Here is a 15,154-nt window from a genome sequence, read left to right as displayed (position 1 = left end):
TACAGGCTTTCCATCATGTGCGGAATCATCGGCATCGTCGGCACCAGTGAGGTCGCTGCGTCACTCTATGACGGTTTGACGGTACTGCAGCACCGCGGCCAGGACGCTGCCGGCATCGCCACCGTGGAGGGCGCCCGCCTGCGCCTGCACAAGGGCAATGGCCTGGTGCGCGACGTGTTCAACCAGACCGCGATGAGCGGCTTGCGCGGTCGCATCGGCATTGGCCATTGTCGTTATCCCACGGCCGGCTCCGAAGGCTCGTCCGAGGCGCAGCCGTTCTACGTCAACTCGCCCTACGGCATCGCCTTCGCGCACAACGGCAACCTGGTGAACACCGAGGTGCTGCGTCGCGAGATGTTCGAGGACGACCGCCGCCACATCAACACGGATTCCGACTCGGAAGTGCTGCTCAACGTGCTGGCGCACGAGTTGCAGATCCAGGACCGCATGGCGCTCACGCCCGACCACATCTTCAAGGCCGTGGCCGGCGTGCACCAGCGTGCGCGTGGCGGTTATGCCTGCCTGGCGCTGGTGCTGGGCTACGGTCTGCTGGCGTTCCGCGACCCCAACGGCATCCGCCCGCTGGTGCTGGGCGAGCGCGTCACGCCGGAAGGCCGCGAGTATGCGGTGGCCTCCGAATCGGTGGCGCTGGACATCCTGGGCTTCAAGCGCCTACGCGACGTGGAGCCGGGCGAGGCGGTGTTCATCACCGACGACGGCCAGCTCTACGCCCGCCATTGCGCCGACGGCGCGACGCACGCGCCGTGCATCTTCGAATACGTGTACCTGGCCCGCCCGGACTCGATGATCGAGAACGTGTCGGTGTACAAGGCGCGCCTGCGCATGGGCCAGAAGCTGGCGGAGAAGATCCTGCGCGAGCGTCCGGACCACGGCATCGACGCGGTGATCCCCATTCCCGACACGGCCCGCACCGCGGCCTCTGCCCTGGCCGAAGCGCTGGGCGTGCCGTTCCGCGAGGGCTTCGTCAAGAACCGCTACATCGGCCGCACCTTCATCATGCCGGGGCAGGGCGAGCGCGTGAAATCCGTGCGCCGCAAGCTCAATCCGGTGGAGCTGGAGTTCCGCAAGAAGAACGTGCTGCTGGTGGACGACTCCATCGTGCGCGGCACCACCTCGCGCCAGATCATCCAGATGGCGCGCGATGCCGGCGCCAGGAACGTGTTCTTCGCCTCCGCCGCGCCGCCGGTGCGCTACCCGAACGTGTACGGCATCGACATGCCTGCCGCCTCGGAGCTGGTCGCCGCCGGCCATACCGAGAAGGAAGTGCAGGACGTGCTGGGCGCGGACTGGCTGATCTACCAGGACCTCAAGGATCTGGTGTGGGCCGTGCAGGACGGCAACGAGACGCTGAAGCACTTCGACACCTCGTGCTTCTCCGGAGAATACGTCACCGGCCTCGACCAGCAGTACCTGCAGCAGATCGAGATGCTGCGTTCCGACGACGCCAAGGCAGCGCGCCGCAGCGCGTAACCTCTGCGCCCTCTCCCTGCCGGGGGGAGGGCTGGGGTGAGGGCGGGTGCTCGCAACCACTTTTCATGACGACTGATCTCCACGCCGCCGCCAAACGTTGCCTCGACGCCACCGATCCTGCGGAGAAACTGCGTCTTACGCATGCGACGTGGCAGGCCTTTCTTGCCGGCGAACTGCTGCCTGACGATACGTCGCCGGCTCCCGAGCCCATTGGCGCGCCGGGGCGTCCCGAGCGCCCCTTGCTCGTGCCGCAACGCCAGGTGCCGCATCGGGGCCTGGGTTCCGCCGAAGGCCGTGCGGCATTAGTACACGCCGTAGCGCATATCGAATTCAACGCGATCAACCTCGCCTGGGATGCGGTCTATCGCTTTCGCGGCAAGCCGCTGGCGTATTACCGCGACTGGGCCAGTTGCGCGCACGACGAGGCGCGCCATTTCGCCATGCTTTCCGCGCGTCTCGCTGAACTCGGTCACGCCTATGGCGATTTCGACGCCCACAACGGCCTGTGGGAAATGGCCGAGAAAACCGCCCACCACGACACCGCGCGCATGGCGCTGGTGCCACGCGTGCTCGAAGCGCGCGGGCTGGATGTGACGCCCGGCATGATCGAGCGCCTGCTGTCGGTGGGCGACGAGCGCACCGTCGCCATTCTGGAAGTGATCCTGCGCGAAGAAGTGGCCCACGTCGCCGCCGGCACGCGCTGGTTTCGCCATTGCTGCGAACGCGATGGGCTTGATCCGCGCGAAACCTTTCTCGATCTGTTGCGCGATTACATGGGCCGCAATTTGCGCGGCCCGTTCAATCGTCCGGCGCGGTTGGAGGCGGGTTTCGACGATGAGGAACTCGATCAACTGACGGCGCTGGCGTTGCAGTCGTAGCTGGATGACTCGCTGCGCTCGAGCGGGCCGCCCTCCGGGCGTTCTGCGCGCTTCGCGCTTGTCCGGTCTTCGCCGGGGACTTTGGTTTAGAACGCACTCCAAGGCGCGAAGCCGGCACCGCGCCTTCAGGAAACCTTGCGCAAGCTCTTCTTCCGACGCTTTTCAAGGTTGGCCCGCGAATCCACGATCATCGCCTGCATGGCCTTGCGGGCCGATTCGGGCTGGCTGCGCTTAATTGCTTCGAGTACCTTCTGGTGATGCGGCAGCGAGTATTTGAAATTGCCCGCGGTTTCCGCCGACAGCACGAAGAACATGCCGAGCACGCTCTCGATCACGGAGAACAGCGAGATCATCATTTCGTTGCCGGTGGCCTGCAGCACGGCGTTGTGGAAGTTCAGGTCTGCCTTGGCCCACTCGCTGGAATCCTTCGCGGCCTCCATCTGGCGATAGGCGCTGTCGATCTTCGCCAGCTGGGCCGCGGTGCGCCGGCGCGCAGCGGCCGAGGCAGCTGCCGGCTCGATGATCTCGCGCATCTCGATCAGCTTCTCGATGAAGTCATCGGTAGGCATGGATTCGCAGCGCCAGGACAGCACGTCGGCATCGAGCTGGTGCCACGCTTCGGTGGGGCGCACGCGGGTGCCGGTTTTCGGGCGCGCCTCGATCAGGCCCTTGGCGGCCAGCACCTTGAGCGCCTCGCGCAGCGCGTTGCGGCTGACCTGCATGCTTTCCGCCAGGGCGTCCTCGCGCGGCAGCACATCGCCGGGCTTGAGGTCGCCGGCAACGATCCTTGTGCCCAGTTCACGGACCACTTGGCCGTGCAAACTGCGAGCATCCGAAGATTTCATGGTGAATGTCTCTCCGCCGGGAGCTGGTCGATAAAAATTATTTGCGGCTTTTGCGCACGTCGGAAATCGCTCCGATGCCGACGCATGCTGCGATGCAACGTTCCGCACGGCCTACTATAACCGCTGCCCGAACGAACGTTGCAGGACGCGTCTGGGTGTTCAAGCGCATGGCGCCGCCCCGGCGATGTTAGCGATAACTCTGGCCGCATTGTCAGCCGCGTTTCGCGCGCCACCGCGGCCATCCCGCATGTCTTTCATCGACCGCCTCATGGTGCGGCGCAACCGCGTTGCGCCCCGGCGTCCATGATTTTTGACGTATAGTTATATAGTGGGGCAAATAGGAAAAGCTGCGATAGGCTGCCTCCGCGCTGGAAGAGGGCATCGGCTGTCTTCCCGTTGCACGATGCGATGCCAACCATCGCGCCACGAATCGTGGCCCGCTACGAGTTGCGGGCCACGCTCTGTCACTTACTTGCGAAGCGGACGAAATGCCTTGCGCAGTTCTTCGCTGAAGAGTTCCGGTTGTTCCCATGCAGCGAAATGGCCGCCCTTGTCCACTTCATTGAAGTAGATGAGGTGGTGATAAGCGCGTTCCGTCCAGCTGCGCGGCGCCTGATAGATCTCGCCCGGGAACACCGTGACAGCGGCAGGAATGGAAATGTCGACGGCATTGAAGTTGTTGGCGTTGTTTTCCCAGTACAGGCGTGCCGCGGAGGTCGACGTATTGGTGAGCCAGTACAGCGTGATGTCATCGAGCATTTCGTCCTTCGTCAACGAGCGCTCGGGATCGCCGCCGCCGTAGGTCCAGTCGGCGAACTTGTCGTACATCCACGCGGCCGATCCCACGGGCGAGTCGGCGAGCGCGTAGCCTTCCGTCTGCGGCCGCGTGACCATCATGGCCGCATAGCCGCCGCCCTTGGTGTAGAGATTGTTCATGGCGTTGTAGGCGGCTTTCTCCTTGTCCGACAGTCCCGCGGGCGCCGGTTGGCCGGCGCGCAAGGCATCCGCTATCTCCGCCGGTACCGTGGCCGGCATGTTGACGTGGATGCCAAGCAGGCCGGCCGGTTTTTGCGCGGCCATCTTGTCGACAATCACCGAGCCCCAGTCGCCACCCTGCGCGACGTAATGCTTGTAGCCAAGGCGGCGCATGAGCTCATCCCAGGCGCGGGCCATATGTTCGGGCGTCCATCCGGTGCCCGTGGGTTTGCCGGAGAAGCCGTAACCCGGCATGGACGGCAGCACGAGATCGAAGGAGTCTTCCGCCTTGCCGCCATAGGCGACGGGATCGGTCAGCGGGCCGACGGTCTTGATCATCTCGAACACCGAACCCGGCCAGCCGTGCGTCATGATCAGCGGCAGGGCATGCGGGTTGCGCGAACGCACCCAGACGAACTGGATGTCCACGCCATCGATGGTGGTCACGAATTCCGGCAAGGCGTTGAGCCTGGCCTCGGCCTTGCGCCAGTCGTAGTCGGTCTGCCAGTAGCGGATCAGGTCCTGCATCTTGGCAAGCTGGGCGCCCTGGGTGCGATCGGTGACCGTTTCCTTGTCCGGCCAGCGCGTTTCCGCGATGCGCTTGCGCAGGTCGACCAGTTGCGCTTCGGGAATGGCGATATGGAAGGGGCGAATGGAAGTGTCGTCCTGCGACTGCACGTTGTTCGGCGCAACGCTCGCCTCCGCGGCCGATGCGTTTCCTGACAGGCAGGCTGCAACCAGCAGGGCAAGGCCGGCGAGATGGGCGATGGCCGATGCTTTCAAGGTGGCCGAAAACGTATCGGACGAATGGGCTGGTTCATGCTGGCCGGCGTGCGCACGTGAGCGCTCCACCGCCATCAGTGGGTTGAAGTTCACTTGGGTTTCTCCTTGATTCGGAAGAGTGGACACCGCGTCGGTGGCCATCAGTTGGACTGGCGCGCGGCCGTCTCGATCACGTGAGCCACGATGGCGGGTTGCGAGGCGTACACCGCATGGCTTGCCTTCACTTCGGTCACCCTGGCGCCGGAACGCTGGTACATCCAGCGCTGCAGATCGGGATTGATCGCGTGATCCTGCGTGGTCAGGATCGCGTAGCTCGGTTTGGTGCGCCACGCGGCGGCGGTGGTCGGCGTGGCGAATACGGCGGCGGCCACCGGCTGCTGCGCATCGGCAAGAAACTCGGTGGCCGAGGCCGGAACATCCGCCGCCACCGTGGCATGGAACTTCGCCGGGTCGACGTACAGATAGCCGTCCGGCGTGGCGCGCACGGCGTCGTTCGGCGGCGCGAACCGGGACACTAGCGCCCCGATGGTTTCATGCGCATCCGGCTGGAAGGCGGCCACGTAAACCAGTGCATGCACCTTGGGGTCGTTGCCCGCATCGGTGATGATGGAGCCGGCATAGCTGTGGCCAACCAGCACGATCGGCCCGGTCTGCTGATCGATCACGCGCCTGGTGGCCGCGATGTCATCGGCCAGGCCGGTGAGCGGCTCCTGCACGACGGTGACGTGGTAGCCGTCCTTCTTCAGGATGTCGTAGACGGCGCGCCAGCCCGAACCATCCACGAATGCGCCGTGGACCAGCACGATGTCCTTTGTCGCGGGCATCGATCCGGCATGAGCCGACGTGCCGGCCAGGGTGGACAAGAGGGCGCCGAGTAGCGCCTTGTGCAGCTTGAACATAGGTGTCTCCTGAGTTGTATCGGTGATGGCGTAACGCCGGTGCAGGCGCGGCGACGCTTGGATCGTCTTGCCGTGGGGTGAAAGCGTTGCTGGAGAAAAAGCAGCCGCGCGGTGTTCCTATGTTGGGTTCTCCGCACAAGCCTGAAATGACGTAAATGCGGCGTTTTAGGACAACCGGCGACGTGTGATGGCCCGTGGCCGATAGGCAGATGAAACCGTGCCGGCGTATCCAGGCTGTGTCGGCGCGGCCATGGAAAGGCAACGCATTGTGTCGAGGTGCGCGCGGGATACGCTTCGATACAAAGTGGCCGCGCACATCGGCACGCATGGCACAAAAGGTGGTGTCTTCGACATTTAGGTTTGTGTCGACTCGCCCTACAAAGAGGCCATGCGGCCAGCATTCCGCTGGCAGACCAGGAGCGCCGATATGACCACCCTCGAAAAAGGCACGGCCCTCGTCACCGGAGCCTCCAGCGGCATCGGTGCCATCTATGCGGATCGATTGGCCCACGACGGCTACGACCTCATTCTCGTGGCGCGTCGCCGCGAACCGCTGGATGCACTCGCGCGACGGCTCACGGACGAGACGGGCCGTTCGGTGCAGGTATTCCAGGCCGATCTGAACGACCCCAGGGGCGTTGCCGGCGTGGAGCAGTTGTTGCGCACGGATCGCACGCTTTCGATGCTGGTCAACAATGCCGGCCTCGGTGCGACCGCGCCGCTGCTCGAGGCGGACGTGGAGCGCATGGCGGAAATCATTTCACTCAACGTGAGCGCGCTGACGCGGCTCACCTATGCCGCGGTACCCGGCTTCGTTGCGCGCGGCGGCGGCACCGTGATCAACATCGCCTCGGTCGTGGCCATTGCGCCCGAGCTGCTCAACGGCGTCTACGGCGGTTCCAAGGCGTATGTCCTGGCGTTTACGCGTTCACTGCATCACGAGCTGGCCGGGAAAGGCGTGCGCGTGCAGGCCGTGTTGCCGGGTGCTACGGCGACGGAGTTCTGGGATGTGGCGGGCAGGCCGATCGAGCATTTGCCATCGGCCATCGTCATGCCGGCGGACGCCATGGTGGATGCCGCATTGGCAGGGCTGCGCCAGGGCGAGCTGTTCACCATCCCGGCGCTGCCGGATGCCGGCGATCTGGCGGCCTACGAAGAAGCCCGCGCGAAGCTGCTGCCGCAGCTTTCCAGGTCCGCGCCTGCGGAGCGTTATCTCGTCGCATAGGCATGTCGACGTACCGAAGGCGTGAGTTCCAATGTCGAAAGGGCTCGCAACGATGCGAGCCCTTTTCATCGTTTACTGGTCTGATGCCTGAAAGGCATAGGGAGGTTCGAGTCGACGCAGCCGCGCTGTTTCAGGCAACACGCGACACGTCGCCCTCCACGGCGTTGGCCTGCTGACCCCCGAAATGCCTGCGCATGGCTTGCGGCGACTGGCCGAAGCTGCGCAGGAACGCGCGGCGCATGCGTTCGCGGTCGGAGAACCCGACCTCGCGCGCAATGATCTCGATGGGATGCTGCGTCTGCTCCATCATCAGTCGCGCCGCTTCCACGCGCAGGTGTTCCACTGCTTTGGCGGGCGATTGCCCGGTTTCCGCGGTAAAGGCGCGGCTGAATTGCCGGGGACTCAGGTTGGCCGCGGCGGCCAGCTCCTCCACGCTGAGGGCGGAGCGCAGGTGGCTCTTGGCGTAGGTGAGCGCGTTCTGTATGCGATCGGACTTGGGCTCGAGCTCGAGCAGCGCGGAAAACTGAGACTGGCCGCCGGTGCGGCGATGGTAGATGACCAGTCGCTGCGCGACCTGGCGCGCCACCTCGTTGCCAAGGTCCCTTTCCACCATGGCCAGCGCCATGTCGATGCCCGCGCTCATGCCCGCGGACGTCCAGATATTGCCGTCGACGATGAAGATGCGGTCTTCCTCCACGGTGACCGCGGGATAGTGCTGTTTCAGGCGGTTGGCCAGCGCCCAGTGCGTGGTGGCGCGGCGTCCGTCCAGACGGCCCGCTTGCGCCAGGAGGAATGCCCCGGTGCAGATCGCGGCCACGCGGCGCGTCGTTTCCGGTGCATCGCGAATGATGTCGAGCACGGACGCCTCCACGGCGGGAATCTCCACCGTACCGACAATCAGCAACGTATCGAAACGCGACTCACCGATGGCTTCCGTGTCGATGGTCGTGCCCAGCGAACTGACGACCGGCCCGCCCGATACCGACACGAAGTGGATCTCGTAATTGGCCTGTTTCAGCCGGAGATTGGCGAACTCGAACGCCGACGCCGCCGCCAGGGACATGATCTGAAAGCCGGGATACACCAGGAAACCGATGCGCTGCATGGCTCGCTCGCGAGTGGCTCAAAAGCTGGCAATGTGGCTATTTGAGTCGCACTTTCAAGGGTTTACAACTGTCGTGGCTTGTATGGGGCGGCTTGCTGAATCGAGCGGCGGGCTCGCTGGCCCTCGTGTCGCAGGGAGGCTCTACGGCGTCGGCCTTGAAGGAGGCCGCTGATCATGGAGTGCGTCGTCAATGGGGATGGCGGCTGTCGTTCGACGTCGTTCAATTCAGAGCGCGCTATCGTCTGCGGATCGCGGTGACGCCCATGCCAGGGAATCACTTCGGACCATCGCCGCAAGGATGTGTCCGCAGCGATGGTTCAAAATCATTGCGGATGCCGCAAAAGAAGAAGGCCCGGAAAGCGTGCTTTCCAGGCCTTGCTTACTTCGAATGTTGGTCGGGGTGACATGATTCGAACATGCGACTTCTACGTCCCGAACGTAGCGCTCTACCAGGCTGAGCTACACCCCGTGGGAGCCGCGTATCTTAATGACCCTCCGGGGGCTTGGCAACACTTTGTGAAAAATTTTCTTCACAAAGTCCGGCAGGCCCGTCGCAGCCGTGCTTGAGGTGGGCCCGGCGCTAGCGCAGCGCTATTCCGGGGCGGGGTGACGATTAGCGTTCTGCTAATCTATACGGCTCGGTCGAACCGCACGCCCACGGGCGGCTGGCCGGCCTCCCACACCGCTTAGCAGAGGATTTCATGGCGCTTACCCAGGCCCGCACCATGCCCGGCGTGCTCGAGCTGCTGCCGCTCGACCAGATCGCGTTCCAGCGCATGCTCGACGTGATCCGCCGCAACTACGAGCGCTTTGGCTTTCTGCCGGTGGAAACGCCGGTGATGGAATTCTCGGACGTGCTGCTCACCAAGACCGGTGGCGAGACGGAGCGGCAGGTGTATTTCGTGCAGTCCACCGGCGCCCTGGCCAATGCCGAGAAGGGCGATGGCGTGCCGGAGCTGGCGCTGCGTTTCGACCTGACCGTGCCGCTGGCCCGCTACGTGGCCGAGCACGAGCACGACCTTTCCTTCCCATTCCGCCGCTACCAGATGCAGCGCGTGTACCGCGGCGAGCGCGCCCAGCGCGGCCGTTTCCGCGAGTTCTACCAGTGCGACATCGACGTGATCGGCAAGGACAGCCTGTCGGTGCGCTATGACGCCGAGCTGCCCGCGGTGATCTACAGCGTGTTCCGCGAGCTCAACATCGGCCCGTTCACCATCCAGCTCAACAACCGCAAGCTGATGCGCGGCTTCTTCGAGAGCCTGGGCGTCACCGACGGCGAGCAGCAGACGCTGGTGCTGCGCGAGGTGGACAAGCTCGACAAGCGCGGCGCCGACTACGTGCGCGATACGCTCACCGGCGAGGCGTTCGGCCTGAGCGCGGATACCGCGCAGAAGATCCTCGATTTCGTGCAGGTGCGCTCGACCTCGCTGCAGGACGCCTACGACAAGCTCGACGCGCTGGGCCCCGGCCCGGAGGCAATGGAGCAGGGCCGTGCGGAACTGAAGGAAGTGCTGGGCCTGATCCATGCCTTCGGCGTGCCGGAGTCGCACTACGCGCTGAACCTCTCCATCGCGCGCGGCCTGGACTACTACACGGGCACCGTCTACGAGACCACGCTGAACGACCACCCGCAGATCGGCTCGATCTGCTCGGGTGGCCGTTACGAGAACCTGGCCGGCCAGTACACCAAGTCGCACCTGCCGGGCGTGGGCATTTCCATCGGCCTCACGCGCCTGTACTGGCAGCTGCGCGATGCCGGCCTGATCGGCACCGCGCGCAGCACGGTGGACGTGCTGGTGACGCAGATGGATCCGGCGCAACTGCCGGCCTATCTGGCCGTGGCGGGCGAGTTGCGCGGCGCCGGCATCGCCACCGAGGTGGTGCTCGATGGCGGCAAGCTGGGCAAGCAGTTCAAGTACGCCGACCGCGCGGGCATCCGCTTCGTGGTCGTGCTGGGCGAGGACGAACTCGCCAAGGGCGTGGTGACCGTGAAGGACCTGCGCCGCGAAGACCAGTTCGAAGTGCCGCGCGCGGAACTCATCAAGACCTTGCGCGTCGAACTGGCGCAGGCCGACGTCGGCGCCTGAGCGTCGCCCGCGTGATCCCCGCCGCCGCGGCCGTGCGTCGCGGCGGCCGCACCTTACAACCTGAGATGGCCCGTCCGGGCTGGAGCCAAGCATGACCGCAAAGACCATACTCCTGGACGGCAACAGCCTGACCCGCGAACAGCTGGTGGCCGTGGCGCGCCATGGCCTGCGCGTGGAGCTGGACGAGACGCAGCTCAAGCGCGTGCAGCGCGCCGCCGATTTCCTCGCCGACAAGGTGAGCTGCGGCGAACCCACCTACGGCGTCACCACCGGCTTCGGCAGCAACGCCGACAAGTTGCTTGGTGCACATCGCCTGCGCGACGAGCTGCCAGGCGGCAACCCTGACAAGCCCGAAGGCACGCTGCTTGAAGAACTGCAGCACAACCTGATCACCACCCACGCCGTGTGCGTGGGCAAGCCGTTCGCGCCGGACGTGGTGCGCGCGATGCTGGTGATCCGCATCAACACGCTGATGCGCGGCCACTCCGGCATTCGCGTGGAAACGCTCAAGGCGCTGACCGCCATGCTCAACGCGGGCGTGGTGCCGGTGGTGCCGGAGAAGGGCTCGGTGGGCGCCAGCGGCGACCTGGCCCCGCTGTCGCATCTGGCCATCGTGCTGCTCGGCGGTGGCGAGGCGTTCTACCAGGGCGAGCGGCTCCCGGGCGCTGAGGCGCTCAAGCGCGCGGGCCTCGCGCCGATCCGCCTCTCCTTCAAGGAAGGCCTGGCGCTGAACAACGGCACGGCGCAGATGCTGGCCACCGCCACGCTCGCGCTGGACGAGCTGGAACACCTGCTGGAGCTGGCCGATCTCGCTGCCGCGATGACGCTCGATGCATTCGCCGGCCGCAGCGGCGCGCTGCGCCCCGAAGTGCACGCGCTGCGTCCGCATCCGGGGCAGGTCGATGCCGCCGCCAACGTGCGCGGCCTACTCGCGGGCAGCACGCTGGTGGACATTCCCTATCACCTGGTGCCGCGCTTCAAGCAGTGGTCGGCCGAGGCCTGGGCCGATCCGGCGGATCAGGCGCTGACCTTCGACATCGGCTGGGATTGGGTGCCTGCGAATCAGCGCCACGGGCGCGAAGCCTTCTACGCGCGCTTTCTGCCGTTCAAGGGCGGCAAGAAGCATCAGCCGCAGGACGCCTATTGCCTGCGCTGCATGCCGCAGGTGCATGGCGCCGTGCGCGATGCCTGGGCACAGGCCTGCCGCGTGATCGACATCGAGCTCAACTCGGTCACCGACAACCCGCTGATCTTCCCGGAGGCGGAAGACGCGCAATTCATCGAGGAGCAGGTGATCTCGGCCGGCCATTTCCACGGCATGCCGCTGGCGCTGGCGATGAGCTACGTCAAGGCGGCCATCCCGGTGCTGGCGTCCATTTCCGAGCGTCGCCTCAACAAGCTGGTCGACCCCGCCACCAACGACGGCCTGCCGGCCTTCCTCACCGGCAACGAGGACGGCACCGATTCGGGCTTCATGATCGTGCAGTACACCGCCGCGGCATTGGTGAACGACCTGGCCACGCGTGCGCATCCAGCCAGCGTGTATTCCGTGCCGACCAGCGCGAACGCGGAAGACCACGTGTCGATGGGCGCCAACGAGGCGCGCCACGTGCTGGAAATGATGGAAGACCTGAGCCACGTCATCGCGCTGGAGCTCTATACCGCCGCGCAGGCGCTGGATTTCCGCCAGGCCATGCTCAACGCCGCCTGCCGCCTGGCTGCGCGCGGCGACTGGCAGGCGCTGGCGCGCAAGGTATCCAACGCGCCGCGCGAAGGGCATGCGCATTACGAGCAATTCATCGACGAAGTGAAGCAGCTGACGGCCGCCCTGGCGAACGTCGGCGACTTCCATGCCGGCTCAGCCGTGCGCAAGGCGCACGACACGTTGCGCCAGCACATCGGTTTCATGTCGCGCGATCGCGCGATGGATGGCGACGTGCGCACGGTGTGCGAACTGGTGCGGCAGCGAACGTTCGCACAGTAACGGGATGAAAGAGGGCGCTTCGGCGCCCTTTTTCTACGGTGCGGCGTGATCCGGCCGTGTGCTTCTGCGCCACAGCTGTCGCGCCGCCCATGCCAGCCACAGCAGGATCAGCACGATCAGCGCCTTCTGCGTGAGTCCGGGTGGCAGGCCTTTCCACAGCGCCAGCACCCACATCTGCACGAAGGCCAGCCACGCGAGCACCGCGCCGGCAACGCCGCCATGGCGCATGCGTGCATCGCGCAGCCAGCGCATCGACACCAGCAACATGCCCACGACCAGGCAGAGGAAGGTCGTCTGTGCCGCCTCGCCGTGGATCAGGCGTGCGAGGTTTTCGCCGGGCGTGTGCTCGTAGAGCACCGTCACCGCAACCACGGGCAGCGCCAGCGCCGGCACGACGAACAGGCTGCTGGCCAATCCGCTGCGTAGTTCATTACTCGTGGCGCGCCAGCTCGCCCATGCCAGGCAGGCCAGCGCACTCGCCATCAAGTAGTAAGCCATGCGCAGCCACGCACCGCCGGGGCCGCGCAGATAGGCGCTCAATGGCATGGTCACGGGATCGAGATCGGTTCGTGTGTACTGCAAGGTGCAGGCCGTGATCGCAAAGACGATCACGGCTATGGCGATCCAGCCGGCCGACCATGCGAGCGGGGCGTTACGCCGCGAGGCGATCATCAGGCATTCTCAGTCTGCGACCGGTGCGGGCGCGGCGTGATGATGATCGCTCAGCGGAACTTCCGGCAACAGCAGGATGAGTATGAAGGCGCAGGCGACCATGCATGCGCCGACGATGAAGGTCGAGGCGATCGCATGGCGATACACCATGATCGCCGCATCGGTGACATGCTGCAGTGCTGGGTGGTTCGCCATGCCGCCGCCTTCGGGCATCATCGTGGCCGGCATGGATGCCTGGCCGCTGCCGCGCAGTCGCCATGCCAGGATGGCGCCGGAGCCCGCCACGCCGACCAGCCCGCCCAGCGAACGGAAGAACGTGAGCGTGGCCGTGCCCACGCCTCGATGCACGGGCGCCAGCGCGCTCTGCACGGCGATGGTCACGTTGGGCATCACCAGACCCAGGCCCAGGCCGAGAATGAAGATGGACGGCTCGATGATCCACAGGCTCTGCGCGGTCGCCGCACTCCAGGCCAGCACGCCAAAGGACAGCGTGGCCACGGCAAGTCCCATCACCACGGTGGTCTTGTAGCGGCCGGCGCGCAGCAGTACGCGCCCGTTGAACAGGGCGGAGATGGCGATGCCCAGCATCATCGGGCCGGTGAGGATGCCGGAGCTGGCCGGGCTCACGCCCATCACCAGCTGGAAGAACAGCGGAAAGAACACCGTTGCGCCCATCAGCCCCATGAAGGTCAAGGCCATCACCACGCTGGAGATCACGAACACGCGGTTATGGAACAGCGCGAGTGGCAGTACCGGCTCGGGCTCGAACTGCACATGCCTGACAAACAGCACGCCCGTGACCAGGGCGAAGGCGCTGAGCGAGAGGATGGGCATGGAAGCCCAAGGCCATTCGCCGCCGCCGAGCGTCAGCACCAGAAGGAAGGCGACCGTGCATGCGGTCATCAGCAGCGAGCCGAGGTAGTCGACACGCCGTGCGTGCAGCGGCGTGTACTGGCGCAGCGAACGCGCGAGTATCGCCAGGGCCACCGCGCCGACCGGCAGGTTGACGTAGAAGATCCAGTGCCACGAGAGCAGGTCAGTGATGACGCCGCCGATCACCGGGCCCACCACGCTGCACAGCGCGAACACGCCCGCGGCGATGCCTTGCCGCTTGCCGCGCTGCGTGGGCGACACCATGTCGCCGATGATGATCTGCGACAGCGGCACCAGGCCGCCGGCGCCTGCACCCTGGATGGCGCGGAAGATGATCAGCTCCAGCAGGTTGCGCGCCGCGCCGCTCAGCACCGAGCCAAGCAGGAAGGTAATGATGGCGACGTACATTACCGGTTTGCGGCCGTACTGGTCGCTCAGCTTGCCGTACAGCGGCATGGTGGCGGTGGAGGCGAGGATATAGGCCGTCACCACCCACGACAGATGGCTGATGCCGCCCAGGTCGCTCACGATGCGGGGCAGGGCGGTGGCGACGATGCTCTGGTCGATGGCGCCCAGCGCCAGCACGATGATCAGGCCGGTAAAGACCCGGTTGACCTCCTGCTCGGAAGGGCGAGGAATGACGTGCGAAGGCGCGTCGGTCGTGGTGGCGGGAGTGCTCATGCGTCGGTATCGCTCAGTTCGATGTCGTTCAAGGCCGGAATCGCGGCACGCAGGGTGTTGCGCGCGGCTGGCGACAGTTGGGCGAGTGCCCTGACCAGCTGGTCGGTGCGCCGCTTGCGCTTCGCATCGATGAGGGCGCGCCCATGCGGCGTCACCACCAGGCCAACACGGCGGCGGTCGCCTGCCTTGGGTTCGGTTCGTTTCACCAGCCCCGCGGCGACCATGCTGTTGATGTGTCCGCTCATGGTCGGGCTGCGCAAGCCTTCCATCTGTGCGAGCTCGCCCACGCCAATGCCTGGGTTTTCCAGGATGGTGACCAGCAACGGCGTATGCAGCGGCGAGATAGGCTCGTCGTCGGTATGCCGTTTCAGTTGGCGGAAGAGGCGCCGCAGCGCCGGGCGCAATTGTTCGGCCAGCTCGCGGGCGTCGGCTTCGGCGGACGTGTTGGGGCTCACGCCTTCCTCCTGGCTTTTGAATAGGTAGGCTACCTATCTAATTTACTCCGGGTGTGTCGTTTTGGCGAGTGCCGCGGCACAGGCGAGCGCTCCGGCGCCTTGTTGTCGGTGTATCGCAAGAAGTTGCTGCGGCTGACCGTGTTCGCTGGCTGGTGAAGCAAGGCCGCACCAGGGCGGTTGCTAACGACGCATTTGCCACGT

At 65.5% G+C, this 15,154-nt stretch carries 12 protein-coding genes and 1 tRNA gene; 5 read left to right on the top strand and 8 right to left on the bottom strand.

What is annotated here, in order from left to right; translation table 11 throughout:
- Nucleotides 1-15 precede the first annotated feature (15 nt).
- On the top strand, nt 16-1,491 hold the full coding sequence (purF, locus tag BDW41_RS01325; protein WP_074547259.1) for an amidophosphoribosyltransferase: 1,476 nt from the start codon (nt 16-18) through the stop codon (nt 1,489-1,491).
- Nucleotides 1,492-1,556: 65 nt separating this feature from the next.
- Nucleotides 1,557-2,369 carry a ferritin-like domain-containing protein gene (locus tag BDW41_RS01320; protein WP_074547260.1) on the top strand — a complete coding sequence of 271 codons (813 nt, stop codon included), beginning with the start codon at nt 1,557-1,559 and terminating at the stop codon, nt 2,367-2,369.
- 125 nt (nt 2,370-2,494) lie between these two features.
- Here BDW41_RS01320 and BDW41_RS01315 read toward each other — a convergent pair whose 3' ends face one another.
- From BDW41_RS01315 to BDW41_RS01305, 3 genes are all read right to left on the bottom strand, one after another.
- Nucleotides 2,495-3,214 (bottom strand): FadR/GntR family transcriptional regulator, encoded by a 720-nt coding sequence (locus BDW41_RS01315; protein WP_074547261.1) that lies wholly within the window; start codon nt 3,212-3,214, stop codon nt 2,495-2,497.
- Nucleotides 3,215-3,682: 468 nt separating this feature from the next.
- Nucleotides 3,683-5,065, bottom strand: a complete 1,383-nt coding sequence (locus BDW41_RS01310; protein WP_233496730.1) for an epoxide hydrolase family protein — start codon at nt 5,063-5,065, stop codon at nt 3,683-3,685.
- A 47-nt stretch (nt 5,066-5,112) separates the two neighbouring features.
- Nucleotides 5,113-5,871, bottom strand: coding sequence for an alpha/beta hydrolase (locus BDW41_RS01305; RefSeq protein WP_074547262.1), 759 nt, complete (start codon nt 5,869-5,871; stop codon nt 5,113-5,115).
- 427 nt (nt 5,872-6,298) lie between these two features.
- Between BDW41_RS01305 and BDW41_RS01300 the strand changes: the two genes are divergently transcribed.
- Nucleotides 6,299-7,096 (top strand): SDR family oxidoreductase, encoded by a 798-nt coding sequence (locus BDW41_RS01300; protein WP_074547263.1) that lies wholly within the window; start codon nt 6,299-6,301, stop codon nt 7,094-7,096.
- Between the two features lie 130 nt (nt 7,097-7,226).
- Here the strand turns inward: BDW41_RS01300 and BDW41_RS01295 are convergent, their stop codons facing one another.
- Together BDW41_RS01295 and BDW41_RS01290 are read right to left on the bottom strand one after the other, a co-directional pair.
- Nucleotides 7,227-8,201, bottom strand: coding sequence for a GlxA family transcriptional regulator (locus BDW41_RS01295; RefSeq protein WP_074547264.1), 975 nt, complete (start codon nt 8,199-8,201; stop codon nt 7,227-7,229).
- Between the two features lie 392 nt (nt 8,202-8,593).
- Nucleotides 8,594-8,670: transfer RNA gene (locus BDW41_RS01290), tRNA-Pro, on the bottom strand.
- 232 nt (nt 8,671-8,902) lie between these two features.
- On the opposite strand from BDW41_RS01290, the gene hisS reads away from it, so the two are divergent.
- Together hisS and BDW41_RS01280 are read left to right on the top strand one after the other, a co-directional pair.
- Entirely contained in the window at nt 8,903-10,288 is a 1,386-nt protein-coding gene (hisS, locus tag BDW41_RS01285) for a histidine--tRNA ligase (RefSeq protein WP_074547265.1), read from the top strand.
- Nucleotides 10,289-10,379: 91 nt separating this feature from the next.
- A complete protein-coding gene (locus BDW41_RS01280) occupies nt 10,380-12,272 on the top strand; it encodes an aromatic amino acid lyase (RefSeq protein ID WP_074547266.1) in 1,893 nt (630 codons plus the stop codon).
- A gap of 33 nt (nt 12,273-12,305) precedes the next feature.
- On the opposite strand, the gene BDW41_RS01275 is transcribed toward BDW41_RS01280, so the two are convergent.
- The 3 genes from BDW41_RS01275 to BDW41_RS01265 are packed head-to-tail and all read right to left on the bottom strand — an operon-like array spanning nt 12,306 to nt 14,953.
- Complete coding sequence (locus tag BDW41_RS01275; RefSeq protein ID WP_074547267.1) at nt 12,306-12,944, bottom strand: DUF998 domain-containing protein; 639 nt, start codon at nt 12,942-12,944, stop codon at nt 12,306-12,308.
- A gap of 9 nt (nt 12,945-12,953) precedes the next feature.
- The gene (locus BDW41_RS01270) at nt 12,954-14,498 is read right to left on the bottom strand and encodes an MDR family MFS transporter (protein ID WP_083337542.1); all 1,545 of its coding nucleotides are present in this window, start codon (nt 14,496-14,498) and stop codon (nt 12,954-12,956) included.
- Nucleotides 14,495-14,953, bottom strand: coding sequence for a MarR family winged helix-turn-helix transcriptional regulator (locus BDW41_RS01265; protein WP_074547268.1), 459 nt, complete (start codon nt 14,951-14,953; stop codon nt 14,495-14,497). The genes BDW41_RS01270 and BDW41_RS01265 overlap by 4 nt, the downstream gene beginning before the upstream one ends.
- Between the last annotated feature and the right edge of the window lie 201 nt (nt 14,954-15,154).

The sequence above is a fragment of the Dyella sp. AtDHG13 genome, from assembly GCF_003201105.1.
In the GTDB taxonomy this organism is placed as follows: domain Bacteria; phylum Pseudomonadota; class Gammaproteobacteria; order Xanthomonadales; family Rhodanobacteraceae; genus Dyella; species Dyella jiangningensis_B.
The sequence above is the reverse complement of the archived record's forward strand: the minus strand, read 5'-3'. Positions and strand labels throughout refer to the sequence as shown.

What these genes read in the sequence shown, in the direction of transcription:
- BDW41_RS01280 (WP_074547266.1), top strand. Translation starts at nt 10,380, where the DNA reads ATGACCGCAAAGACCATACTCCTGGACGGCAACAGCCTGACCCGCGAA.
- purF (WP_074547259.1), top strand. Translation starts at nt 16, where the DNA reads ATGTGCGGAATCATCGGCATCGTCGGCACCAGTGAGGTCGCTGCGTCA.
- BDW41_RS01300 (WP_074547263.1), top strand. Translation starts at nt 6,299, where the DNA reads ATGACCACCCTCGAAAAAGGCACGGCCCTCGTCACCGGAGCCTCCAGC.
- BDW41_RS01315 (WP_074547261.1), bottom strand. Translation starts at nt 3,214, where the DNA reads ATGAAATCTTCGGATGCTCGCAGTTTGCACGGCCAAGTGGTCCGTGAA.
- hisS (WP_074547265.1), top strand. Translation starts at nt 8,903, where the DNA reads ATGGCGCTTACCCAGGCCCGCACCATGCCCGGCGTGCTCGAGCTGCTG.
- BDW41_RS01320 (WP_074547260.1), top strand. Translation starts at nt 1,557, where the DNA reads ATGACGACTGATCTCCACGCCGCCGCCAAACGTTGCCTCGACGCCACC.
- BDW41_RS01275 (WP_074547267.1), bottom strand. Translation starts at nt 12,944, where the DNA reads ATGATCGCCTCGCGGCGTAACGCCCCGCTCGCATGGTCGGCCGGCTGG.
- BDW41_RS01270 (WP_083337542.1), bottom strand. Translation starts at nt 14,498, where the DNA reads ATGAGCACTCCCGCCACCACGACCGACGCGCCTTCGCACGTCATTCCT.
- BDW41_RS01295 (WP_074547264.1), bottom strand. Translation starts at nt 8,201, where the DNA reads ATGCAGCGCATCGGTTTCCTGGTGTATCCCGGCTTTCAGATCATGTCC.
- BDW41_RS01305 (WP_074547262.1), bottom strand. Translation starts at nt 5,871, where the DNA reads ATGTTCAAGCTGCACAAGGCGCTACTCGGCGCCCTCTTGTCCACCCTG.